Genomic DNA, 23,642 nt, shown 5'->3' with positions numbered 1-23,642 from the left:
CATTGCTTGGCTCAAGATCTACGCTTCATATAATTTAATGCTTTACGAAGAGGCAACGTCAGTTTCCAAGAGCGACTTTGTTGGTATTTTAAATACTGGCGTTCCGCCTTTTTTTTCTCTTTTTCCATAGCGGCTTTTTCTTGTTTAATCCTGTTGATTTCATCTGTTATTTTATTAGGATCAGCTTGAATGTCAAATCCAATTTTCACCGGGTGCAACCAATCTTCCGCACTTACACTTGTCACCTGCGCGTAGTCCGTCGTTTGTGTGAGCGTCTCCTGAAAATGATCGACAACATCCTGCTGATTGCCGGCGACAACGACTTCAATATCACCGTTGTTAAGATTGTTAATATAGCCATGTAATTGAGCGGCCAGTGCTTCGTCTCTTACCTTACGATGATAATGAATCTCTTGCACCTCTCCGGATAATGTGTACTTTTTGGCGTATACGTTCCGAGATGGGAGGGGAGCGACTGTTGTTCTCATTGAAGACTTATTTTGTAACGGTTCCAATACGCGATTGAAGCCAAAATAAAAGCTTGTTTTCACTTCTTTATTGACTTTTGTTTCTGGAAAATAATCGTCGATAATCGCCGCAGGAATGTCTCGACCATGGCCTTCCATGGGATATAGAAGGGAGCCGATTTGCGCTGTCGGGTTCAGTTCTATAACAGTGGCAGCATCTTGCGCAGGTTTATTTTCATCTATCATAAGATCTACCCCGCCATGATATAAACCGGCCACCGCATCTATGGCTTGAATCGCTGTTTCTTTGACGGCAGGATGGAGGTCATCCGTGACATCAACAGGATCACCTCCGAGGGAAATATTACTTTTTTCTCTCAGCAAAATACGTTCCCCTTCTTTTGGAGTGCTCTCAAGCGTATAACCTATCGCATGAATACGGTTGATAACGTCATCATCGATTTGGATGGGACAACTGAGCAGGCGCGGGTTATGCTGTCTTTCTTTATTTTTCATGTCTATTAAAGCTTCAATCGAGTGTTTTCCATCTCCGATAACATTCGCCGGTATGCGATGAATGGCACCCGCGACTTGCTTGCCGATAACATAGACACGGTACTCTTCACCGGGAATAAATCGTTCCACAAGCACATCAGAACGACGGACATTTCTAAGTGCCTTCCGCAATGCTTTTTTGTCTTCGATATTGGTGATCACGCCTTTGCCAAAGCTCCCCTCGGTCGGTTTCAAGACAACCGGAAAGCCAATAGTCGAAGCGTAACTGATAATCTCTTCATCACGGACATCTACGCTGAATCGTCTGCCTTCAGGGACAGAGACGCCTGCCTTGTCCAACAGCGTTTTGGTATGCACTTTATCAGCACCGTTCCGCACCGCTTCATTGCTGACTTTGTCCCCGCGTGTCCGGAAAAAATAATGGGTCTTCTCGTCTGAACTCAGGGAAAATAACTTGCCGGGAGCATCTACATGCCACGTCATCATATTTTGAAATGGCTCCGCATCTTTCGTATACCATTTGAGGGTCAATCCTCGTCTCCATCCTTCCAGAGCTACGAGATAGGCACAAAGTTCATGGCCAAGTGCTTCCGAAACGACCTCAGGACTAACATGGGGAAGCCAAACCGGTTGATCGGTATTCATTCCATCACCTTCTGATTCATACATTCAACGATTGCTTCGTCCGGCACTTTTTAAGGAAGTCTTAAAATGGTCAAACGTTTTTCCCTTTAATAAATCGGTTAGAAGGCGTCCCTGTGCTTCCAGAAATTCGTTTCCCAACGCGCAATCGGTGTGCCGGTCGAACTCATCATAATTGCCCGGTTTAGGGGCAAACTCTCCAAACACCAAACCTTCCTCTGTCTTCAAAAAATCGATTCTCATAAAGGGAGCGGGAATTTCGGAACTGATAAAAGCAGCCAGCTCCGCTTGATCCTGGGACACCCCGTCCCCCTCGAATAACTTTCCCTCGTATTTGCCTGTACGAACACGCTCTCCATCCGGCGTCCACCAACAGTACGCCACTTCCGGGAAGCGTCGGATTTCAAGAATGAGCCCGACCTTCCCGTAAAAACAGTAAAATTTTATGTCTCGTGCCGGCGTTTGATTTTCGTTGTTTTCATAGAGCAGCTCTTCAGCCACCCATTGGTCATCGCTGACCAAGCCTCGATTTAAATCCTCTTGCATGCTAGCTTTAAAATCGTCCCAACTGCTAAGGATCCTCGATCTTTTCACGTCTTGTATGCGATTCATGTCAAAAATGATATATACCCCGCGAGAACCTGCTCCGATGACCGGTTTAATAACGATGCCTTCTTTTTCCGGCACCTGTGTAAACGAAAACTCTTCTTCAGATACCCATGGCCTTCTAATCCCAAGTTCATCAATAAATGTGTAGGCCGTTGCTTTATCATCGACTTCCCATTCCGGCTTGAACGATTCAAGTTGCCTGATTCTTGCTTGCATGGTCAAAGAAGCGCTAAAGGATGCGATGGGCTTGAGGGAAATTGTGTCTTCCTTTTGATCAGACCTTGATCGAATCAAGATCTCCGGAATCTCTTCAATTTTCAGGCCTTCCAACAATGTTTGATAAATTTTGTGCTTGGCGGCTTTTTTGTCATTGCTATACAGAATGGCCGCATACTTAAGAGCCGATCGGTAATTGTTATCATGTATGGTTCTTTTTTTAATAAGATCCTGCAAATAACCTAACATATCACCGTCTTCTTTTATCATTTGTAAACTATGGTGAAGTTGTCCCTCATTTAGTTCTTGCCAATCTACGATTTGAGACCCAGCTTGTTTTATTTCGTTTCGGAGCTGTTGATGTGCGATCTCCAGTTCCTTCTCAAGCCGAGCTTGCTTTTCGGAAAGTTGCTTGTTTTGTTCAAGGAGTGCCTTATGGTCCGTCTTTAACACAAAAGACTGAAACCGCTCTTTGCTTGTCCGAATGAAGCTGAACAATTTCCTTTCCACCCATGTGAAAGCCCACAAACGGTACTTGCGCAAAGACATGTACCTCCGCTTCAAACGATTCCGTTCCTTTTCATTGCTTTTTTTCTCGTTTGTTACTTTCTCCAATTCTGAACCACGTTCTAGCAATGTAAGCAACAGTTTCTCTTCTCTTTTATATTCGGTCTGTAATTGATGATGGACAGAATCGTTATTTTTCAAAGATAAACGCCTCCACGGCTTGGCAATGCTATTGAGAACGTTTCAGCCATGCCCTTAGTTTCCGTATGGGTTTGGTGCCTTTCCAAAGTAGGCTTTGTTCGATCATGGCGCATTTTTGTTCATATTTTTCTTTTTCTTCGACAATCACTTCATTTTCCTTTTTTGCTTCTGCTATTTGCTGTTCTACTTGCATTATATCATGAGTGAGCTGTTCATTCCGCTTTTTCTGACGTTCAAGTGTTTCATGGGGGTTGTTAGCTTTTTCCAACATTAAACCTCCTTTAATCGAGGTTTCTCGTTAATTGGCCCATATTTCATTACTTAAGGTGAGCGATGTAATATCCTTTTGTTGTAGTTCCTTGAGAATTCTAGTGTTAAAAGCATACCATAAGCCAAGGTCGCCAAAGAATTCCTTCATGTGATTTTGACATTGTTGAAGATTATATAGCCCCGCATTACCTTCGTGGGGGAGTTGATTGACAATAATCCGAACACTTTCTGATTTAACATCCGGGACATATCGTTGCCATTCCTGTAATGATGGAAGGTGTCTGACGATCAAGTCCCCACAGAAGATTTTTTCTCCGTAAACAAGCATCTGTACACGATCTCCATCCAATATGCGACGTACATTTGGATGAATGGGTCGATCCGGTGACACATTATATTGAGAGAGTTGGACAAGCCCGATTCGCACATGTTTTTGCGTTTGAGAAAGAATTTCCGCCGTATTCAATACGTCATTTTGATCATCTAGCCTGAAATCGGAAGCAATCACAACGTCAAAATGCCGCCTTCCGTCATGCTTCGTTTCTCGTTTTGGCCACATTGGCTCAGGGACTGCAAATGGTCGGGATTGTAAAGGAAAAGAGTAGCTTAGGTCCTTGGTCGTTTGATGAAAATGATCATGCGCCTCTTCGTACTCTTTTCTCGCTCCCATTTTATATCCGTGATACCCAAAAGCCTGGTTTCCGGTTAATGACGTGTCGGATTGCCTTTGAAAAGACAGCGGACCTGTCGTTAAATACGCGATTGATTTTTCGCCAAACACCTTCTTAATGCGGCGGATAAACTCTGAGTCGGCTGCAAAACGAACAGAATCCCAAAATCCGATCGCATCCATCACAGGCTTGCGTCGGAACATGAACGATGACATATTACTAAAAATATATGTCCCCGGCTTGCCCCTGCGATAAAAAACAAGATCGTTTGTCGCGCGTGCCTGTTCGGACATATTTCCGATTACCGTTCTATTCTCCAGCAAATGGTTGACTTGTGTTTCAATTTTTTCTGTATGTGACCAGTCATCGGCATCATTGACGGTAACGAAATCACCGGTAGCTTCTTTGAGTGCCAAGTTACGTGCTGGATATGCCCCACCGTTAGCGTCTGCTTTTATGAGTCGTACCCTCGAATCATTGGCCGCATAAGATTCCACGATTGTAGCAGTCGCGTCCTTGCTACAGTCATCTGTCACTAGTACTTCCAGGTTTGACCATGTTTGCTGCAGAATAGAATTGAGAGATGTGTGAATGGCATCTTCAGCATTATAGACGGGCATGATGACGGTGACGAGCGGGTGAGGTTCTGATGATAGATGTTTTTGCGTTTTTTGAGTACGATCAACAAAAATACTGTCGTAAGGGGAAGCCGAAGCGGACGTATCCATTTTAATCATCGAAATACCATTTATCGTCAAAGCTTTATTAATCCACTGTACTTTTTCTATGATGGAAGATTCTAAATTTGCTGCGGCGAGAAAAAGATCAGAATGGGGGGAGGTTCCCTTTCTACCTGCTATTGGTTCAAGCAACGGTGAAAGGACATGTTCGGCTTGTTCTTTTTTCCCTAATCGATCCAGGCATTCCGACGCCATAATCGCGGCTTTGCGTATGTGTACAGGATCTTTTTCATCTTGAACAACCTCTGACAAAAGCTCAAGACACTTTCTGGAATCTTCTTCGGTGAATTGGTTCGCATGCCACAACAAAAGTTCCCAAGTCGCAAGTTTTTTTAAATATAGGTCTTCGTTTTGATGATAGAATGTCTCAAGCTCCGCGAACACACGTTTTGTAAACCCAAGATTGTAAAGACGATGCTTCACTTGCCTTATCTCCCGCTCTTGGGTTCGATAATTACCGAGAAATAAAATTTTCTTGATCGTATCCTTTTGTTTTTGGGTTAGTTTATCGTTTATATAGTGCTTTCTATCAGCGGTTAATAACCGCTGAATCAGCCACTCCAAAAGATTGGTTATTTTTTTTACGAGTGCTTTTAACATGATTTTCAACACCAGTCTTATTAGTGATCGTATTTACTCGTTCCACGGTAGTTCGGACCGTTCACTTGCGTTTCTCCGCTCAAGCGCCCGAACCTACGCAAAACCGTCACTTACTCGCGCTCTGTTCTTTTTTCCTTCCTTTTTTTCTTCGCACTTTCTTGCCGACTCTTCCCTTTACTTGCGCTTTGTAGAGATTCACCGTTTCTTGGGCTTCGCCGTCGTATTTAACCGTGCCTTGCTCCATCCAGATGGCGCGGGTGCATACCTTCTCCACAAAGCTCATGCTGTGAGAGACGATGATGACGGCTTTGGCGCTTTCCATCATATCTTGGATTTTCTCGCTTGCTTTTTGTTGGAAAGCGATGTCTCCGGTGGAGAGGGCTTCATCGATAATAAAAATATCCGGTTGCAACGTTGCGGCGATGCTAAAACCGAGCCTTGCCCGCATGCCGCTGGAATAGTATTTGATCGGGCGTTCCATAAATTTGGAGAGCTCGGAAAAACGCACGATTTCCGGGTATTTCTCATGGAGGTATGGTTTCGGCAAGCCCATGAACATACCGTTGAGATAAACGTTATCGGCGCCCGTGAGTTGATCGTTAAATCCGGTACCGTAATTGAGAAGCGCCGTCGTTTCCCCTTGCATGTCAAAGGTACCGGTATCCGGTTTAATAATATTCGTGAGCACTTTGCAGAGCGTGCTTTTCCCGGCACCGTTATGTCCGATAATGCCGACGACTTCCCCTTCTTTAATGTCAAAGCTTACCTCGTTCAGCGCCCAAAATTTATCTTTTTTCATCGGATAATACAAGCCCAGGTTATCTGCTTGGAGCACGGGCTTTTCTTTTACATCCGCTTCCGTCTTCTGTAATTCCAGTTTTCTTCTGCGTTTTTGGCCTTTCTCCGGGATGGTCGCCAAGTATTGTTCCGCGACGTCGTCAGGGTTTCCGATACTCCTGACGACGCCCTTGTCAACCCACATTAAACGGTCGCAATTTTTCGTGGCAAACTTGATGCTGTGGGTGACGAGGATGACCATCTTTGCTTTTTGCACCAATTCCTGCATTTTCCCCGCCGCTTTATCGCCAAAAGCCGTGTCCCCGGTGTTTAACGCTTCGTCGAGGATGAGGATTTCCGGTTCCAGATGCGCGGCCACGCTGAACCCAAGCCTTGCTTTCATCCCGCTGGAATACGTCTTCATCGGTTGATCCAAAAAAGTGCCGAGACCGGCAAATTCCTGGATTTGATCCATAAACGCCGTTACTTTTTTCTTCGTGACGCCGAGCATCATACCGTTCAAATAGGCATTTTCACGGCCCGTCAATTCTTTGTTAAAACCCATGCCCATGGAAAAAAGGGCCGTGACTTTGCCGTCCACGTGGATCCGGCCTTCATCCGGGTGCAAAATACCCGAAATCATTTTGCAGAGCGTCGTTTTCCCGGAGCCGTTCGAACCGATAATTCCTAAAATCTCTCCCTGATAGCCGGTAAAATCAATATGTCGCAACGGCCACACCGTTTTATTTTTTTCCGTTTCGGGTTTGTTTTTTGAAAACAGATTGAAGATATGGGATTTATAATCTTCTTTATGCCCGGAGTGAAACGACACGCCGAGGTTGTCGGCCTGCATGACAACTTCTCCGGAGACCCCATTGGAATCATGTGATTTTTGTAAAGTTACCATGGTTTACCCATCTCACAATGCCTTAATAATTTTATGTTCATTGCGGCTGTAATAATAAATCAGGACAACGATCGCTACGATCGAGAAAAATCCGATCAAGAACAAGCCGGTCCAATCCGGCATGGATTGTTCCATGAGAATGTCTCTGTATCCTGTTACGATATGTGCGATAGGGTTGACGGTCACAAGGATATCTATCCAGATGTTGTCTTCGGCCGCCGGGCCTAGACGCCCGCCTTCCCAAATGATCGGGGATGCGTAAAAAAACACCCGTGTCACGTGGGACAAAATATTGTCTACATCGCGAATAAACACACTGATATAGGCCAAAAACAGACTAATGGCTAATAAAAATACATATTGAATCAGGATGATCACAGGTAAAAAGATCACTTGCCATCCGGGCACGGTACCCGTAGCAATTAGAAAGGAAGCAATAATCACGAGCCCAAAAGCAAAGTTAATCAATTGCGTCGAGGTAATCGTCATCGGAAAGATCGATTTCGGCAAGTAGACCTGATTAATAATCGACGAATATTTTAAAATCGCTTTTGCGGAGCCATTGACCGTCGTGTTGATCCAGCGCCAGGCGACCAAGCCGATCACCAGAAAGACGGCAAAGTTGTCTCCGCCGCGGTCGAGCAAAACGCCGACCAAAAAATAATAAACGAGGACGTTGAGCAAAGGATCCAACAACCACCAAAAGTATCCTAAGTAGCTATTGCGATTCTCGGCCTTTAACCCTGATTGTACCAGATAGACCAAGAGGTCTTTTCTTTTTTGGATTTCCTGTAAATATTGTCGCATAAGATTCCGCCTATCTTTTCCGTGCCTATCCAGCATATCATTTTACTACAACCAGGTCAGCGATGAAATGGTCAAGGTGTCCATCGGGGCCCGTCAAAGTCCAAATTGGAGGTGGGGACATCTTGTTCGCATCCCTCTCGCGGTTCCGTTCCCTCTGTTTGGGGGGACAACACTGCGCTCCCTGTCCCTCAAGAAGCAACGTTCCCTTCGTTTGGGGGACAACAAAGTGTGGGCTTGTTATACTTTGACTTTACCTTCGTCCCCCTGCTCATTTTATTAAATACTTTTTGGAACTCCGGTATACGTAATGGAGGAAATACCAAAGGCTGCGGGACAAACTCAACTGTTCAATGTCCCGGTACATCCGCCAGTTGTTTTTGGCCATCGTTAGTTTGTTGCTGGAGATGGAATGCTCGACTACCCTATATTTGGCAAGGACTTCCTGGAGGCCGTAGGCCGTCCATCCGCTTCTGCAAAGGTGGAGCCAAAGCGCAAAATCCTGACGCGTGCGCATCGGATTCATCTTCACTTCCCCGATCATTTGTCGATCCAACATAACCGTTAAGCAACCGATCACATTCTGTTTGAGTAACTTTTTGTATTCTATTCTTTCCGGGATACTCACAATGGTGCCGGTGTCCGTGCCATCTTTTTTTACCTTGCGATAGGGGGTAAACGAAAAGGCGATCTGCCCTTCCTGCATAAACCGCAATTGTTTGTCCAATTTTTCGGGCAGCCACTGGTCGTCGGCATCCAAAAAGGCGAGGAAACGTCCGTTGGCTGCTTCGATGGACGTATTTCGTGCCACACCGGGGCCGCTGTTCTCGGAAAGGCGGATCAACGTAATGCGATCATCTTCCAGAAACGGTTGAATGGCGACGACCGTGTTGTCGGAGGAACAATCATCGGTAATGATCATTTCCCAGTTTGTGTACGTCTGCGCCTGTACGGAGCGAATCGCATCGGGAAGATACGTTTCGGAATTGTAGCTAGGGGTGATGATGGAAATCAGCGGGCGGGCATCATTTTGCATGTTCATCACCAGCCTCACGCGCTTTCCGGCCGTCATCAAGCCGCGCTTGTTCCCCGATCTCCTCATACCATTGCAGCAGCTTTTCTTCTTCCTTGTGCCAGTTTAATTCTTCTCGTACCGCCTTTTGACCATTTCGGCCCATTTTCGCCGCTTCTTCCGGGTACAATCGCAAATATTCAAGGGCATCTTGAATCGCTTCTCTTTCTTGAGGGTCAACCGCGATCCCGCATTGATAACGATCAATGAACGCTTTCCAAACCGGAAAATCGGAACATAGGATCGGAATGCCGGCGCTCATGTACTCAAAAAATTTGGTGAGTTCTTTGCGCTTGTAATGTTCCGTCGGGGGAAACAGGGCAATACCCGCCAACCAGCGCCGGTTCGTGTACTGGCGGTCAATAGCTTCACGGGGCACATAGCGATCAATGCCCTCGATCATAAGCCTGTCCTTTTCGTCGCCGGCGGTCTCATACATGTTTTCAGCCACCTCACGCGCACATTTGCCGAAAAAATAAACGGTGACGTCATCGTCGATGAGCGGAAGTCTTGCTTGCGTGTAAGCCCCGCGATCCACATCTACGTTTCCGGTATACAACAGCTTGTTTTCAGGTAGGCCGGTGTCTTCGCTATCCTCGTTGACCGTTTGTGCCATGAGCGTTTCATTGAGCAGCGGGTAATTTAAAATCACTTGCCCCCTCGGATACAATTCTTGGTAGTATTTTTCCGCCAAACAGAGAGCCATGTCTTTGGCCAGAACATTTTCCATCCATTTGTACGTCTTTGTAACTAGTTTTCGTAGCGGCCGCGGGAGATATTCTTTTTGCATGATACTCGTCGCGTAATCTTCGTGAATATCGTAGATGACGACATTGGCTTTTTTATTCAGAAGCCAAGCAACCGGGAGCAGTTCCGGATCGTGAAAATGATAGTAGTCCGCTTGCAGCTTTTTGGCTTGTTTATAGACCTGATAGGTGGAAAAGGCCATTCGCAAACATTTATTTTTATATTTTTTAATAGGGATGATGTCGATCGCGCTCTCGGCGTCGGTTTCAGGAGCGATCAGCGTAACATCATAGCCCGCGCGCTTAAGCGACAGGCACTCTTTATGGTAAATTCTCGTGTCAAACGGATGGTGCACCGAGGTCATGTGCACGACTTTTTTGCTCATACTTACAGCACCCTTACGTTATCGTTCGCAGGAATGTTTCTTCATATTGCGCCACAATTTGTCCCGCGTCAAAATCCTTTGCACGTTTGCAACCCTTTTCTACGCGTTCTTTTCCCGAAAATGACATGGCCTCCACGATCTGTCCCGCCATTTGTTCGTCATTGCCGACTTCACAGAGGGAGCCGAATTCGCCATTGTTTAGCACTTCCGCCGGGCCCGAGCGGCAATCGGTGGAAACGACGGGCGTGCCGGTCGCCAGTGCTTCCGCGATCACATGGCTAAAGCCTTCATGCTTGGACGAAAGCGCGAATACATCTGCTTTGTGAAAATAGCGATACGGATTGTTTTGAAAGCCGATGAAATGCACGCGGGTGTCGATGTTCAATTCAACCGCTTGTTGTTCCAGCGTTGCTTGTAACGGACCTTCCCCGAGAATAACCAAACGGCTTTTCATGCGCGTGTTCACGTGCGCGAATGCCTTCAGCAACGTTTGCTGGTCCTTTTGTGCAACGAGACGTCCCGCGGTCACAATGACGTTTTCTTCCGGTGCGAATAAGTCTCGATGTTCTGCATCGATGGCTTCGTTCATTTTCTCCTGTATGTTTTCAACATCAATCGGGTTATGAATCACTTGTATATGGGCGGGTTTTATTTTATAGCGTCGGACAAGGTTTTCTTTTACGCCTTCCGACAAAGAAATCACTTGTCGGGCGAATTTGTAAAATAAACCAGTGATAAGCAACTTCGTGTTCGCTCGGAAGCTACCACCGAAATGATCCGCCTCGCGCACGATGCTTTTCGCGCGTGTAAAGGAAAAAAGATTGGCCAGTATCGCGGCCACGTTCAAATCAGGAAACTGCGTGCTGAAAACGATGTGAGGTTTTTCCGTACGGATCACCTTCGCCAACGGAAAAATGGCTTTCCGTAACCGCTTCGTATCCAATTTAATAAACGTGACATCATCGGCCAATTCCTGTTCATACGTACCTTTGAAGTTGAGCGTCACCAAAATAGGCGTAAAGCGCGTTCGGTCCAGATGATTGATGATATTCAATAACGTTCTCGCCGCGCCGCCAGCGCCCAATTCATAAATAAAAAACATTACCTTCGTTTTTTCCATGGCTAAAGCCTTTCTAGTGCGTTAATCAATCCTTCATTCATTTTAAATGAATCCCATTTGTAGTCAAGTTACAACATCAAAACAGATAGACGACAAAAAACCGCCCCTGAGTTTGACAGCCTCGGGCGGTTATCCGCTTTAAAACGGTGAAGCCGCAACCCTTGGGTCACGAGCTCTATGATTGTCTGTGCGTGCTTAGCATTCACAGGCTTTTTAGCATATGCTTTCTCTATTTGTATTATACGATAAGATGGGGCGGATGACAATGCTGATGAGATGCTAGGGATTATTTAGAGTGCGATTATGATGTCCACAGTTTCGCAAAATAATCGTATCTGGCTTTTTAAGTTCAAAGGTAATCCGTAAATCCATGTTAGCACTGGCTTCCCATACATCAGGCTTATGATAACCTGTCATTTTTTTGACCCTTAATGATGGGTGAGAAAAATCTTCTGCCAGTATCACTAAAGCTTGATTGATAACCTTTTGTGATTGTTTATCCAACTTTTTATAGGCTTTCTTGATGCTTCTCGTTTTTCCCTCTTGACATTCCTAGGTTCAAAATCATGCCTGACTAGTGCTCTATCACAGATTCCCTTGGACTACATTATCAAAGTGAAATGCCACCCTTTCGAGAAGCGAAAGCTGATTATCGTCCCTCTCAGACCGGACAGCATGCCTTTTGGGGGACAACAAAGCGATTATCGTCCCTCTCGTAGCGTGGAACCTGTCTTTCGGGGGACGACAAAGCTTTCTTTCCTACCACCGTAATCTTTATCAACCAAAAGTAAAGGTTTATCAGCCGAATAAGCGCTTTTATTAGCCAAAAAAAAGCAATATATCAGCCAAAACGCCCCCTTTATCAGCCAAGTATCCATCTACCTCCCACAAAAAAGCGCAGCCACCGGCTACGCCCTTCCGTTATTTCTCCATCACCCTCGGGTCCAACGCATCGCGCAACCCATCACCGACGAAGTTAAAGCTAAGGACAGTGATAAAGATCATTAATCCCGGGAAAAACGGATAATACCAAGCAGTTAAAAATATCGTTAAATCCTGGGAGTCCGAGAGCATATTCCCCCACGTTGCCGTCGGCGGGCTGATGCCGAGCCCGAGGAAACTCAAGGTAGATTCCGCAATAATAAACATCCCAATCGCGAGTGTTGCAGCAACAATCACCGGTCCGATGGCATTCGGCAAGATATGTCCAAAAATAATCCGACGCGTCGGGATGCCCATGGTTCGAGCAGCCAAAACAAATTCCCTATTTTTAAAAGATAGAAATTCACTCCTTACAAGCCGTGCCGTCGTCGTCCACGACAAAAGGCCGAAAACGAGAATTAGCATGGACGGGGCCGGTCGGAAGACGGAAATGATCGTGATCAACAAGAAAATACTTGGAAAAGATATAATAATATCAACGATCCGCATCAACACCGCGTCAACCCAACCGCCAAAATAACCGGCAATCGAGCCGATAACAACACCGATTGTCGTCGCGCTAACCATCGCGGCAAAGCCAACCCAGAGGGACATCTGACCGGCATATAAAATCCGGCTGAAGATATCCCGCCCTAAATGATCGGCGCCCAACCAGTTGTCAGCACTTGGCGGGGCCAGGCGGTCGGTCAGCGTCTGTGCATTCGGATCGTGCGTTGCCAGCCAAGGAGCGAGCACCGCACTACTAATAATGATCAGCAACATGATAAGCCCAATTACCGCGAGCTTGTTCTGAAAAAATTTTTTAACAATAATGCTGAGCATCGACTGGTGTTCGCTTAACGTCTCCTCCACTCCCGGAGCAGAAGGGGGCGATTTCACGTCTTGTGTCCTTTCGTTTGGATGCATGGGGGCTCCCCTCCCTCCTTAGTATTCAATGCGCGGATCGGCAATGGCATAGAGGATATCAGCGATTAAGTTGCCAATAACCACAAGTCCTGCCCCAAACATTGTCAACGCCATAATCACCGGATAATCACGTTGGAAAGTGCTATCAATAAACAATTGACCAATCCCCGGCCATGTGAAAATTTGCTCAACGATGACGGAACCGCCGATAAAGGTCGGCAACAATAAACCAAACATCGTGATTAGAGGCATCAAGGCATTGCGCAAGCCATGCTTGTAAATGACCCGCCGTTCTTTAAACCCTTTCGCCCGAGCAGTTCGAATATAATCTTGATTTTTCACTTCAAGCATGCTTGTCCGCGTATAACGTGTCATTTGCGCCATGTCGGCGGTCGCGAGCACAAGCGCGGGTAAAAACAGATGGTGCAAACGGTCCAGAATCTCAAAATCGCCACCGAGCGTACTCACACCGCCGACCGGAAACCATCCGAACTGAACACTTAAAAACATGATTAACATTAACCCCAACCAGAAGTTTGGAATCGATACCCCGACAAAAGATCCAAACGTAAAAATATAATCCCTTACCGAGTATTGTCGCATCGCGGAAATAATCCCGATCGGTATCGCGATAACCATCGTCATAATCGTCGAGCTAATCATGAGGACGAGGGTATTTGGCATTCGTTCCCAAATCATTGAACCGACATCACGATTGGTAATGAACGAAGTGCCCAACTCCCCTTGTAAAATATTGCCCGCCCACCGCACATATTGAACAGGAATCGGATCGTTTAACCCCATTGCGTCCAATTGTTCCTCTCGATCTTCAGGAGAAATTTGCGGGTCGAGATCCAACGCCGTAGGCTCCCCGGGGGCAAATTGCATAATGCCGAAAGATATGATCGATATACCGATTAAAATCGGGATGGTCATAAGGATACGTCGGATAATATATGTCGTCATCTCAAGATCTCCTTTGTCCCGATGATGCAGTATGATAAAAAACGCTCAGACCCTGATTTCTTCTTAGTTAATATGTAGCAAAGCAGAGGGGACCACAGCCTACCCCCTGCTTTTTTCGTCACGAAACTTTATTCCTCTAGCCACCATTCTTCAATTTTGAAAAACTCGCTAAGTGGTGACATTTGGAAGTTTTGAATCTCTTCGCGATGCGCTTGGTGGACGTCTGGATAGTACATAAACGTGTACGCTTGGTCTTCAGCTACCTGCCCATAGGCCTCTTGAATCGCTTCAGCTCGTTCATCCTCGTCAACAATACTGCGATTGTCTTGAGCTAACTCATCAAATGCGTCGCTTTCATACTTAATATTGTTCTGGCCTTGTTCATATTGATCCGAGTGGAATAGTGGTTCCGGATCCGGATAAATGGCAAGGCTCCATGCTCCGGCAATTGCGTCAAAATCATAGTTTGGTGTTTGAATACGATCAAGGTAAGCGCCAAACTCCATCGTATCCGTTTGCACGTCAATCCCAATCTCCGCCAGCATCTCTTGAACAACGACAACCCAATCGACGCGTGCATGAGATTCCTGATTCGTTAAGAGCTCGAAGGAGAAAGGTTCACCTTCATATTCCATTTGACCCTCATCATTTTGTTCAAACCCTGCTTCTTCTAAAAGTTCAATTGCCCCATCCGGATCAAATGGAATCTCGTCTACATCATCCGAATAGGCCCAACTCATCGGGTGGTGCGGGAAGTGGGCGATTTCGGCATGACCTTGGAGAACTCCATCAATAATGGCTTCACGATCAATCGCCATCGTCATCGCGCGACGAACGTCTGGATCATCAAACGGCGGGCGGTCATGGTTCCAACCAATATAGTTATAGTTATAACCATCTTCTGCTACGACATTGACATCGTCAATCGCATTAGCTGTTTCTACATCCTGTGGTCGAATATTTGCATGATCAACCTCACCTGCTTGCAACATCGCGAGAAGCGCATTAGCATCTTCAGCGATTCGTAATGTCACTGCATCCAAGTAAGGACCGTCCAAATGATAATCCTCATGAGCTTCAAGGGTTAGACTTGTGCCGTAATCCCACTCTTCTAAGCTGAAAGGCCCGGCACCAACGACGGCTTCAGATGTGCTAAATTCGTGCTCTTCTTGTTCATCGGCGGGCACATCACCAAGAATATGCTCAGGCATGATTTCATAAGTAAGGGCAGACGATTCCAGTGATGCATCTGGTTCACTAAGCTCAATCGTTACTTCATGTTCACCCGTTGCTTCCACGGATTCTACACGTTCAAATGGTGTCGTACGAGGTCCTGTGTAATCTTCATCCATAAACACTTCATACGTAAACACAACATCATCAGCGGTCAATTGCTCCCCATCATGGAAATAAACATCGTCATGTAATTCGATTGTATAAGTCAGACCATCATCGGAAACTTCAGGCATATCTACCGCAAGCTCCGGTGCCATTTCCATGTCCGCATTATGGGTGGTTACAGCAGCATGAATCATACGCGTGACATCCGTCGATTGTGTATCTGCGGCATACGCGCTATGCAAATCATTAGGATCACCTTGCATACCTACGATGATCTCCCCGCCTTCTTGCGGCTCACCGGCGGCCTCGCCGTCCTCTTCTCCTTCATCCCCGTTTTCTTCATCGACAGCAGCGTCTTCCCCTGCGTCGGTGTCGGCATCTTCGTCAGCTCCATTACAAGCCGCCAACAACCCTAACGTCAACACCATTGCCAAAAATAATACATACTCTTTTTTTCTCATTAAAAGATCCCCCTTTAAAAAAATTTAAAACTTTAAGTAATTAAATAGCTTGATGTATAACACGGCATCCCTCCCCGTTAAAATAAATGCATCAATACAAATGGCAGGCAACATAATGATTCAGCCTGACCTCCTTCATTTCCGGCACCACCTGTTTGCAATGCTCCATCACGAAAGGGCACCGCGTATGAAACACGCACCCGCTCGGTGGATTCGCAGGGCTCGGCAACTCCCCCGTCAAGGTGATCCGTTCCCGTTTCCGCTCCCGAGGATGAGATCGGGGAACGGCGGATAATAATGCCTGCGTATACGGATGGAGCGGATCGTCGTACAAATCATTTTTTTCCGCAATTTCAGTCATATTTCCGAGGTACATGACGCCGATGCGATCAGAAAAGTGTTTCACCACGCTTAAATCATGTGCGATAAAAAGATACGTTAAATCAAAATCATCTTGCAAATCGTCCAACAAATTCAACACTTGCGATTGAATCGAGACGTCCAGTGCGGACACCGGTTCATCGGCCACAATCATTTTCGGTTCCAAAACGAGAGCACGAGCAATCCCGATCCGCTGTCGCTGTCCCCCGGAAAATTCATGGGGGTAACGATTAATAAACGATGGATTTAGACCCACCCGACTCATAATTTCCTGGCATTTTTCCTGTCGTTCTTGATGATTTTTGTGCAAACCATGAACCTTCAGCGGTTCTTGCAACATGGAGCCAACGGTTTTCCGCGGGTTCAAAGACGAAAACGGGTCTTGGAAAATCATTTGCATGTCTCGCCGCAAATGAAAAAGATCCTTTTCCTTTTTCCTGGAGATATCTTCGCCGTCAAACGTGATTTTTCCTTCCGTCGGTTCATAAAGTCGGATAATCGATCTGCCGGCTGTTGATTTTCCGCACCCCGATTCCCCAACAAGACCAAAAGTTTCTCCTTTTTTTATCGTGAAATCAAGGCCATCCACCGCTTTTACGTGTCCGGTCGTCCGCTGCAGAATGCCTGCTTTGATAGGGAAATGCTTTTTCACTTGCTGAATCTCAAGAATGTTTTCCTGTTCCGGTACCGTCTGTGTCTGTTTATTAAGAGGTTCTAGGTTGCTGACCATCGCTCATCACTCCCTTCTCATGCAAAAAACAACGAACTCTTCGATCGGCATCTTTGTCGCCTAGGCGTGGTTCCTCTTGTCTGCAAATCTCCATCGCGTACGGGCACCGGGTGACAAAGTTACAGCCTATGGGTAAATTGTCCGGCGTCGGAACAGTTCCGGGGATCGAAACCAACCGTTCTTGTAGGCTATCGATTTTCGGAATCGATTGCAACAAGCCTTCCGTATACGGATGTAAAGGATCATCGAAAAGGTCTTCGATCGGTGCTTCTTCCACGACTTGGCCGCCATACATGACAACGACCCGTTCGGCCAGTTCTGCAACAACACCGAGATCATGCGTAATTAAAATAATCGATGAGTCATATTCTTTTGAAAGTTTTCGCATTAAGTCTAGGATTTGGGCTTGGACGGTTACATCCAATGCTGTCGTTGGCTCATCGGCAATCAGTAGCTTCGGGTTGTTGCTGAGCGCCATCGCGATCATCACCCTTTGCCTCATTCCCCCGGAAAGGCGATGCGGATAGTCCCCCATAATTTCACTCGCCCTGGAGAAACCGACGGTTTGTAACATCTCAATGCCCCTTTGATGCGCTTCCCGTTTGGAAATATTCTGATGGTATGTAAGTTGTTCTCGGATTTGTTCCCCTATGGTATAAACTGGATTTAAGGATGTCATCGGCTCCTGAAAAATCATGGAAATGTCATTACCCCGAACTTTATACATCGCTTTCTTGTTTTCTTTCACCAAGTCCTTGCCATTAAAAAAAACCTCGCCATCGACGATTTTTCCGTTTGGAGCTGGCACGAGCCGCATAATGGAAAGAGATGTCATACTTTTTCCGGAGCCGGACTCCCCGACAATGGCCAGTGTCTCTCCCTTTTTCACAGAAAAACTCACATCATCAACGACCGGCAATTCTGTTTTTTTGCTAAAAAAAGAAGTTTTTAAATTTCTTACGTCGATGACTGTCTCATCGTTCATGAACGTCTCCCCCATTCTGCTGTATATTACTAGACGTTCGGTTCGTAAAATTGCTAATAGTAAATACGATTATAGCGAGTATTCACATTACTCGCAATGATTTTTTTAATAAAGCTGTTAAATTCTATAGCAATGATGTCAATCAACATATGAAAACGTATCTTTATATTGTTTAAGCTCCACGTTCACATCGACGCTTATAATGCCTTCCACTCCCGATAGCGTTTGATCAACAAAGGCCACTAGTTCTTCGTTATTCCGAAAAAAAGCTTGAATGATGAGATCATGCTTTCCGGAAAACGCCCCGATAAAACGGACAGACCGATGGGGTTGTAATTGACAAGCAATGGCATCATGATAGCCGACCCTGGCTTCCAGCCCGATAATGGCTTGTACATGCAAACCGATTTTATACGGATTCGTATGGATAATAAATTCAAAGACATCGTTTTTCAACATTTTGTTAATTCTCCCGCGAACCGTACCTTCACTGACACCAATGCTCCTCGCGATTTTACTGTACGAACATTTGCCGTCGTCTTGCAACATCGATAATATTTTGAAGTCTGTTTGATCCAGTTCCATCTTCGCATCACATCATTTTCTGTAAAGTTAGATATTCAATATCGACAAAATAACGTAATATTTTTGTCAATTTCGTACTGATTAAGATGAATTTATTATACGTTCTCATTTCCAAAAGATCAACGTTTTTTTTAAATCTATGAAATTTTTACCTTAGGCCCGGCTCTATGCAAAGGAAATGTGGTGGGGTGGAGCGCACTTGGGGCTTCAACAGCAACTGATGATGACCTAACTCGGACTCGATTCTACCATTTCGGTCCTCCATACCAATTTATAACGCATTGCCTCCGCGACATGCACTCCCCTTCATTACTCAAGTAATAATCCAATCGATTTTCTACTTTTATGATTATTGGGGGTGGGATTGCCGTCTTTCATTAGCTCTACATTTAATAACAAGCGTGATACACGACCATTTCCGTCGATGAAAGGATGAATCCGCCGTTTCGTAAGGAGGGAACGACCGAACCGTCTTCCAACTGCCCTATGTTCGGGTAGTTAAGCCACTCTGCACTAATGCCGGCGTTGGCACAGGACGTGACTATTTTAGTGACCTCCTTATCAGAGGGGATGAAAAACCCTCTGATGGAAATTTCACTTCAAATCTGTTGTTTCCCGCCCATATACGGTTGCAAGACATCAGGAATACGTATGCTTCCGTCTTCTTCCTGGTAATTTTCCATAATGGCGGCCACCGTGCGCCCTAACGCGAGTCCTGAACCGTTTAAGGTATGAACATGCGCTGCCGGCCCTTGTTGTTCACGTTTGAACTTAATATTGGCTCGTCTTGCCTGGAAATCTTCACAATTGCTGCACGAAGAAATCTCTTTGTAGGTTTCATAACTCGGCAACCAAACTTCAAGGTCATACGTTTTTGCCGCAGCAAAACCGATATCGCCACTACATAGATCAACGACGCGATAAGGGAGTTGTAGTTCTTGTAACACTTTTTCGGCGTGCCCGGTAAGCGCGGCAAGGGCTTCGTAAGAATCTTCCGGCTTCGTAAACCAGACCAATTCCACTTTGCTGAATTGATGTTGACGAATCAACCCTCTCGTATCACGACCGGCCGACCCGGCTTCAGCACGAAAACAAGCACTGTAGGCCACATATTTCATATTCAGATCATCCCCGTCCAAAATCTCGTTTCGATGCATATTCACGATCGGTACTTCAGACGTGGGGATCATATAATAAGGGGTGCCTTCAAGCGCGAACATGTCCTCCTCGAACTTCGGCAACTGCCCGGTCCCAACCATACTGTCATGATTGACGATATAAGGAGGCAGCGTTTCCGTGTAACCATGCTCGTCGGCGTGTACATCCATCATGTATTGAATCAATGCTCGTTCCAGTCGTGCACCTGCTCCTTTATAAAAGGCAAAACGACTGCCGGTTACTTTTGCGGCACGTTCGAAATCAAGCAGATCATGGTCGTCGGCTAAATCCCAATGCGCTTTCGGCGAGAAAGAAAATGTCGGCGGCGTCCCCCATGTGCGAATTTCCACATTGTCTTCATCGTTTTCTCCCGCGGGCACAGAATCCGCCAAAAGATTCGGTAACGTCAGCATCAATTGGTGAAGTTCCTTCTCCACATCATTTAATTCTTCATCATACTGTTTAATCGCTTGGGACACTGCTTTTGTTTGCGCGATTAAATCGTCAGCATCTTCCTTCGCCCGTTTTCTTTCGGCCACTTGCTGGGAAATGTCATTTCTTTGCTTCTTCTTTTCTTCCGTTTGGACGATCAAATCTCTACGCTTCTCGTCCATAGCGATTGCCTGCTCCACCTCTGTCGCTTCTATTCCTCGTGCTTCCAACGCTTTTTTTACCTTATCCTCATTTTGGCGCATGTACTTGATATCCAGCATGTGCGCATCAACCTCCATTTTATCTAGAATTAAAAAAACCGCCCCTATGCATAGGGACGGATGTTTCCGCGATACCACCCTCGTTGTTTGTTTCACGTGAAACAAACCGGCTCGAACGCCTTAACGCCGACAAGCGGGAGGCCTTACTGCCAATGGTTTCGGGCTTCCACTCCGGACGGGATTCTTCTTTTTGCTTCACCGGTTTTCAGCAACCACCGGCTCTCTGTATCCGCGCCAAGAATACTCGTGTCCTTCTTCGTGTTTTGAATATGTCGCCAGCGTAAAATTTTTTACACAACGGCTTTTTTATTGTTTTTAACCATTTCGACAAAATAATGATGAAAACGGGGGTCGTCAGTAAGTTCGGGATGAAACGAACAGGCGAGAAATTGTCCCTGTTTTGCGGCGACAATTTCATCCTGATGATAAGCAATGACCTCAACGTCCGTGCCAACTTTTTTGATTAAAGGGGCGCGTATAAAAACGGCAAGCAGATCATTCGCGATTCCCTTTGCGTTCAATACCGTTTCAAAACTTTCTTTTTGCCGGCCAAAAGCATTTCGTTCGACCGTGACATCCATGAACGACAGATGCGTCTTTTCTTCTCCTTCGATCGCATTTGCCATTAAGATAAGGCCTGCACATGTGCCAAAGACCGGTTTTCCGGAAGCTGCAAATGAACGAAGGGCGTCCATAAAATCATAACGATCCATCAGCCGCCGCATTGTCGTACTTTCTCCTCCGGGCAAAATAAGCCCATCCAGATCCCGCAGTTGCTCCGGTCTTTTTACTAGTACCGCTTTACCCGTTCCTTCACTTTCAATCATCCTCGCATGTTCGTGAACAGCGCCTTGGAGTGCAAGCACACCGATGTTCACCATCTGCGCTCACCTCCAACCCTTTATTAGAGTTTCCAAATCTTTTCCTCGTTACTCTTATAAACCGCGATCTTGCATACGTTCCGGCTCGGGAATATTGGATATCTCGATGCCTTTCATGGCTGTCCCGAGGCCTTTGGATAGGCGGCCGATCAATTCGTAATCTTCATAGTGCGTCGTCGCCTCAACGATGGCGCGTGCAAATTGTTGTGGCTCATCCGATTTGAACACGCCGGATCCTACGAAAACACCATCAGACCCGAGTGACATCATTAACGCCGCGTCTGCAGGAGTAGCAATTCCGCCGGCAGCAAAATTGACGACTGGCAATTTGCCTGATTCCTGAATGGAAACGAGGAGTTCGTAGGGGGCTCCCAAGTTCTTCGCTTCGGTCATTAACTCATCACGGGACATTCCGGCCACTTTTTTAATTTGTGACTGAACCATGCGCATATGGCGAACGGCTTCCACAATATTCCCCGTGCCGGGCTCCCCTTTTGTGCGGATCATCGCCGCACCTTCGCCAATGCGTCGTAACGCCTCGCCCAAATCGCGAGCACCGCAGACGAAAGGCACTGTATAGGCGTTCTTATCGATATGATAGACTTCATCAGCAGGCGTAAGCACTTCGCTTTCATCGATATAATCAGCGCCTAACGCTTCGAGCACTCGGGCTTCCGCAATGTGGCCAATCCGCGCTTTTGCCATGACCGGAATGCTTACCGCTTCGATCACTTCTTCCAGTATGTTTGGATCTGCCATCCGGGCGACCCCGCCAGCGGCTCGTATATCTGAAGGGACACGTTCAAGTGCCATAACGGCAACCGCGCCCGCTTCCTCTGCAATCTTTGCTTGTTCTGCATTGACAACGTCCATAATGACGCCGCCTTTTTGCATCTCGGCCATTCCTCTTTTGACGCGATCTGTACCTGTATCTGCCAAAGTCTTTCCCTCCGGTAAGCTTTTCGTCCATTATAACACGCTTAGTGCGATAGGGAAACTACGAAAACCAACCACTCACCGTTTCTGTCGTTTGATCCCAAAGCCCGGAGAAGAAACCGCCGATCCCGCGCATCGATCGAACAAACCAATTCGCCTGTTCCACATCATCGCCGGCAACAAGTGGAACAGCGGCATTAGTTTCCATCTCATCGGTGAGATACATTTCATCGTCTTCGCCTTCATAAGTGACCGTAACATAGCCTACTTCCTCACCAGCTTCCACCGGTGCACTCAATGCTCCGTCTTCATCGAGCTGGTCTTCTGCAACTGTCACAGAAGTTGAATACATGTCTTCCTCTCCTTCAAGAATGGGAAAGGATAAAGCGGATCCGGTTACGACAGGCACGTCTTGCTCCTGTCCATCAGGAACAGGCAATACGGGCACTTCATCATGCTGTTCCCCTTCGGAAATCACTTCTTCGGTTGTAAAGGTATCAAACCCGTAATCATACAATGTTGCCGTTTCTTCGAAACGCGCGTCTATGCTATCCGTGCGCATGACAACCGACAATAAACGGGTGTCATCTTGTTCAACCGTACCGGTAAATGCAAAACCAGCGGCATCCGTGTTACCGGTTTTAATGCCATCCACGCCTTCATAGGCATGGGAGAAATCAGATCCCCCCAACATATGGTTCCAATTCGTCATCGGCAGTTCATCCATCTCACTGCCTTCCATGAAAATCGTTTCTTCGGTGCTCGCCACGTCCAATACTTCAGGGTAATCCTGGATCAGATGATAAGCAAGTTGAGCCGTTCCCCGAGCAGACATCATATTCTCTGCATCGGCGTCGGTCCCTTCAGGATGATTACCGTCCATTGATGAATTGTTTAATCCACTGGAATTCACGAATTCATAATCTTCGATCCCCAACTCCGCAGCTTTATCATTCATCATGTCCACAAAGGCCTCTTCCGAACCGGCAACCGCTTCCGCCAATGCAACCGTCGCGCCATTCGCGGATTCAATGGCCATAGCTTCATACAACTCTTCAATCGTATACGTTTCATCCGTTCGCAAATAGACATTGGATAAACTTTCATTATGTGATAAGTCCGCAACTTCTTCACTGACGGATACTTCCTCATCCCAACTGAGATTGCCTTCTTCAATCGCCTCATTGACAAGGTACTCCGTCATCATTTTTGCCATACTTGCCATCGGCAATAATGTATCTATGTCCTCGTCATATAAAATCTTTCCGGTTTCCACATCCACCAGAATCGAAGCCTCTGCTTCAACATCAGGGGTTTGTGCTTCTGCCGTTGTTGTGGTTAAGGCAAGAATCAAAGCCGACCCACTGAGTATACTCGTCCATTTCTTCATTCTCGGCACCTCCATG

The 23,642-nt window shown here is 46.3% G+C and carries 20 protein-coding genes, 1 pseudogene and 1 other annotated feature; all 21 genes and pseudogenes read right to left on the bottom strand.

Going from position 1 to position 23,642, the window contains the following annotated elements; all coding sequences use genetic code 11:
- Positions 1 to 11: 11 nt before the first annotated feature.
- The gene (locus DT065_RS11170; RefSeq protein ID WP_114376269.1) at positions 12 to 1,628 is read right to left on the bottom strand and encodes an acylphosphatase; all 1,617 of its coding nucleotides are present in this window, start codon (positions 1,626 to 1,628) and stop codon (positions 12 to 14) included.
- Positions 1,629 to 1,652: 24 nt separating this feature from the next.
- Positions 1,653 to 3,158, bottom strand: coding sequence for an ATP-grasp fold amidoligase family protein (locus tag DT065_RS11165; protein WP_114373390.1), 1,506 nt, complete (start codon positions 3,156 to 3,158; stop codon positions 1,653 to 1,655).
- 28 nt (positions 3,159 to 3,186) lie between these two features.
- Complete coding sequence (locus DT065_RS18925) at positions 3,187 to 3,429, bottom strand: hypothetical protein (RefSeq protein ID WP_160112516.1); 243 nt, start codon at positions 3,427 to 3,429, stop codon at positions 3,187 to 3,189.
- Positions 3,430 to 3,456: 27 nt separating this feature from the next.
- On the bottom strand, positions 3,457 to 5,439 hold the full coding sequence (locus DT065_RS11155; RefSeq protein WP_114373386.1) for a glycosyltransferase family 2 protein: 1,983 nt from the start codon (positions 5,437 to 5,439) through the stop codon (positions 3,457 to 3,459).
- Positions 5,440 to 5,545: 106 nt separating this feature from the next.
- On the bottom strand, positions 5,546 to 7,123 hold the full coding sequence (locus DT065_RS11150; protein ID WP_114373384.1) for an ABC transporter ATP-binding protein: 1,578 nt from the start codon (positions 7,121 to 7,123) through the stop codon (positions 5,546 to 5,548).
- A gap of 12 nt (positions 7,124 to 7,135) precedes the next feature.
- Positions 7,136 to 7,930, bottom strand: coding sequence for an ABC transporter permease (locus tag DT065_RS11145; protein WP_114373382.1), 795 nt, complete (start codon positions 7,928 to 7,930; stop codon positions 7,136 to 7,138).
- Between the two features lie 268 nt (positions 7,931 to 8,198).
- Positions 8,199 to 8,969, bottom strand: a complete 771-nt coding sequence (locus tag DT065_RS11140) for a glycosyltransferase family 2 protein (protein ID WP_114373380.1) — start codon at positions 8,967 to 8,969, stop codon at positions 8,199 to 8,201.
- Positions 8,953 to 10,131 (bottom strand): glycosyltransferase, encoded by a 1,179-nt coding sequence (locus DT065_RS11135; RefSeq protein ID WP_114373378.1) that lies wholly within the window; start codon positions 10,129 to 10,131, stop codon positions 8,953 to 8,955. Before DT065_RS11135 ends, DT065_RS11140 begins: the two co-directional genes overlap by 17 nt.
- Positions 10,132 to 10,144: 13 nt before the next feature.
- Complete coding sequence (locus DT065_RS11130; RefSeq protein WP_114373376.1) at positions 10,145 to 11,251, bottom strand: glycosyltransferase; 1,107 nt, start codon at positions 11,249 to 11,251, stop codon at positions 10,145 to 10,147.
- A gap of 279 nt (positions 11,252 to 11,530) precedes the next feature.
- Positions 11,531 to 11,755, bottom strand: a complete 225-nt coding sequence (locus tag DT065_RS11125) for a cytotoxin (RefSeq protein WP_227002565.1) — start codon at positions 11,753 to 11,755, stop codon at positions 11,531 to 11,533.
- Positions 11,756 to 12,172: 417 nt separating this feature from the next.
- Complete coding sequence (opp4C, locus tag DT065_RS11120; RefSeq protein WP_114373373.1) at positions 12,173 to 13,099, bottom strand: oligopeptide ABC transporter permease; 927 nt, start codon at positions 13,097 to 13,099, stop codon at positions 12,173 to 12,175.
- An 18-nt stretch (positions 13,100 to 13,117) separates the two neighbouring features.
- Complete coding sequence (locus DT065_RS11115) at positions 13,118 to 14,065, bottom strand: ABC transporter permease (RefSeq protein ID WP_114373371.1); 948 nt, start codon at positions 14,063 to 14,065, stop codon at positions 13,118 to 13,120.
- 128 nt (positions 14,066 to 14,193) lie between these two features.
- The gene (locus DT065_RS11110) at positions 14,194 to 15,867 is read right to left on the bottom strand and encodes an ABC transporter substrate-binding protein (RefSeq protein WP_114373370.1); all 1,674 of its coding nucleotides are present in this window, start codon (positions 15,865 to 15,867) and stop codon (positions 14,194 to 14,196) included.
- Positions 15,868 to 15,958: 91 nt separating this feature from the next.
- Positions 15,959 to 16,978, bottom strand: a complete 1,020-nt coding sequence (locus DT065_RS11105) for an ABC transporter ATP-binding protein (RefSeq protein ID WP_114373368.1) — start codon at positions 16,976 to 16,978, stop codon at positions 15,959 to 15,961.
- On the bottom strand, positions 16,953 to 17,963 hold the full coding sequence (locus DT065_RS11100; RefSeq protein ID WP_114373366.1) for an ABC transporter ATP-binding protein: 1,011 nt from the start codon (positions 17,961 to 17,963) through the stop codon (positions 16,953 to 16,955). Before DT065_RS11100 ends, DT065_RS11105 begins: the two co-directional genes overlap by 26 nt.
- A gap of 138 nt (positions 17,964 to 18,101) precedes the next feature.
- Complete coding sequence (locus DT065_RS11095) at positions 18,102 to 18,548, bottom strand: Lrp/AsnC family transcriptional regulator (RefSeq protein ID WP_114373364.1); 447 nt, start codon at positions 18,546 to 18,548, stop codon at positions 18,102 to 18,104.
- 317 nt (positions 18,549 to 18,865) lie between these two features.
- Positions 18,866 to 18,986 (bottom strand): annotated as a pseudogene (locus DT065_RS19330) (Fic family protein); the annotation flags it as partial.
- Positions 18,987 to 19,147: 161 nt separating this feature from the next.
- Positions 19,148 to 20,419 (bottom strand): serine--tRNA ligase, encoded by a 1,272-nt coding sequence (gene serS, locus DT065_RS11085; protein ID WP_114373362.1) that lies wholly within the window; start codon positions 20,417 to 20,419, stop codon positions 19,148 to 19,150.
- A 49-nt stretch (positions 20,420 to 20,468) separates the two neighbouring features.
- Positions 20,469 to 20,685 (bottom strand) — a binding site (T-box leader).
- Positions 20,686 to 20,709: 24 nt separating this feature from the next.
- Positions 20,710 to 21,300: a pyridoxal 5'-phosphate synthase glutaminase subunit PdxT gene (pdxT, locus tag DT065_RS11080; protein ID WP_114373360.1), complete on the bottom strand. Its 591-nt coding sequence runs from the start codon at positions 21,298 to 21,300 to the stop codon at positions 20,710 to 20,712.
- 54 nt (positions 21,301 to 21,354) lie between these two features.
- On the bottom strand, positions 21,355 to 22,239 hold the full coding sequence (gene pdxS, locus DT065_RS11075) for a pyridoxal 5'-phosphate synthase lyase subunit PdxS (RefSeq protein WP_114373358.1): 885 nt from the start codon (positions 22,237 to 22,239) through the stop codon (positions 21,355 to 21,357).
- A gap of 58 nt (positions 22,240 to 22,297) precedes the next feature.
- Positions 22,298 to 23,626 carry a D-alanyl-D-alanine carboxypeptidase family protein gene (locus DT065_RS11070; protein WP_227002563.1) on the bottom strand — a complete coding sequence of 443 codons (1,329 nt, stop codon included), beginning with the start codon at positions 23,624 to 23,626 and terminating at the stop codon, positions 22,298 to 22,300.
- Between the last annotated feature and the right edge of the window lie 16 nt (positions 23,627 to 23,642).

It is taken from the genome of Salicibibacter kimchii, assembly GCF_003336365.1.
GTDB lineage: Bacteria > Bacillota > Bacilli > Bacillales > Marinococcaceae > Salicibibacter > Salicibibacter kimchii.
Note: the sequence above shows the minus strand (reverse complement) of the source record. Positions and strands in the feature narration are given on the sequence as shown.

Excerpts from the sequence above, each read along its gene's own strand:
- DT065_RS11170 (WP_114376269.1), bottom strand. The coding sequence starts at position 1,628 with ATGAATACCGATCAACCGGTTTGGCTTCCCCATGTTAGTCCTGAGGTC.
- DT065_RS18925 (WP_160112516.1), bottom strand. The coding sequence starts at position 3,429 with ATGTTGGAAAAAGCTAACAACCCCCATGAAACACTTGAACGTCAGAAA.
- DT065_RS11155 (WP_114373386.1), bottom strand. The coding sequence starts at position 5,439 with ATGTTAAAAGCACTCGTAAAAAAAATAACCAATCTTTTGGAGTGGCTG.
- DT065_RS11150 (WP_114373384.1), bottom strand. The coding sequence starts at position 7,123 with ATGGTAACTTTACAAAAATCACATGATTCCAATGGGGTCTCCGGAGAA.
- DT065_RS11145 (WP_114373382.1), bottom strand. The coding sequence starts at position 7,930 with ATGCGACAATATTTACAGGAAATCCAAAAAAGAAAAGACCTCTTGGTC.
- DT065_RS11140 (WP_114373380.1), bottom strand. The coding sequence starts at position 8,969 with ATGAACATGCAAAATGATGCCCGCCCGCTGATTTCCATCATCACCCCT.
- DT065_RS11135 (WP_114373378.1), bottom strand. The coding sequence starts at position 10,131 with ATGAGCAAAAAAGTCGTGCACATGACCTCGGTGCACCATCCGTTTGAC.
- DT065_RS11130 (WP_114373376.1), bottom strand. The coding sequence starts at position 11,251 with ATGGAAAAAACGAAGGTAATGTTTTTTATTTATGAATTGGGCGCTGGC.
- opp4C (WP_114373373.1), bottom strand. The coding sequence starts at position 13,099 with ATGCATCCAAACGAAAGGACACAAGACGTGAAATCGCCCCCTTCTGCT.
- DT065_RS11115 (WP_114373371.1), bottom strand. The coding sequence starts at position 14,065 with ATGACGACATATATTATCCGACGTATCCTTATGACCATCCCGATTTTA.
- DT065_RS11110 (WP_114373370.1), bottom strand. The coding sequence starts at position 15,867 with ATGAGAAAAAAAGAGTATGTATTATTTTTGGCAATGGTGTTGACGTTA.
- DT065_RS11105 (WP_114373368.1), bottom strand. The coding sequence starts at position 16,978 with ATGGTCAGCAACCTAGAACCTCTTAATAAACAGACACAGACGGTACCG.
- DT065_RS11100 (WP_114373366.1), bottom strand. The coding sequence starts at position 17,963 with ATGAACGATGAGACAGTCATCGACGTAAGAAATTTAAAAACTTCTTTT.
- DT065_RS11095 (WP_114373364.1), bottom strand. The coding sequence starts at position 18,548 with ATGGAACTGGATCAAACAGACTTCAAAATATTATCGATGTTGCAAGAC.
- serS (WP_114373362.1), bottom strand. The coding sequence starts at position 20,419 with ATGCTGGATATCAAGTACATGCGCCAAAATGAGGATAAGGTAAAAAAA.
- pdxT (WP_114373360.1), bottom strand. The coding sequence starts at position 21,300 with ATGGTGAACATCGGTGTGCTTGCACTCCAAGGCGCTGTTCACGAACAT.
- DT065_RS11070 (WP_227002563.1), bottom strand. The coding sequence starts at position 23,626 with ATGAAGAAATGGACGAGTATACTCAGTGGGTCGGCTTTGATTCTTGCC.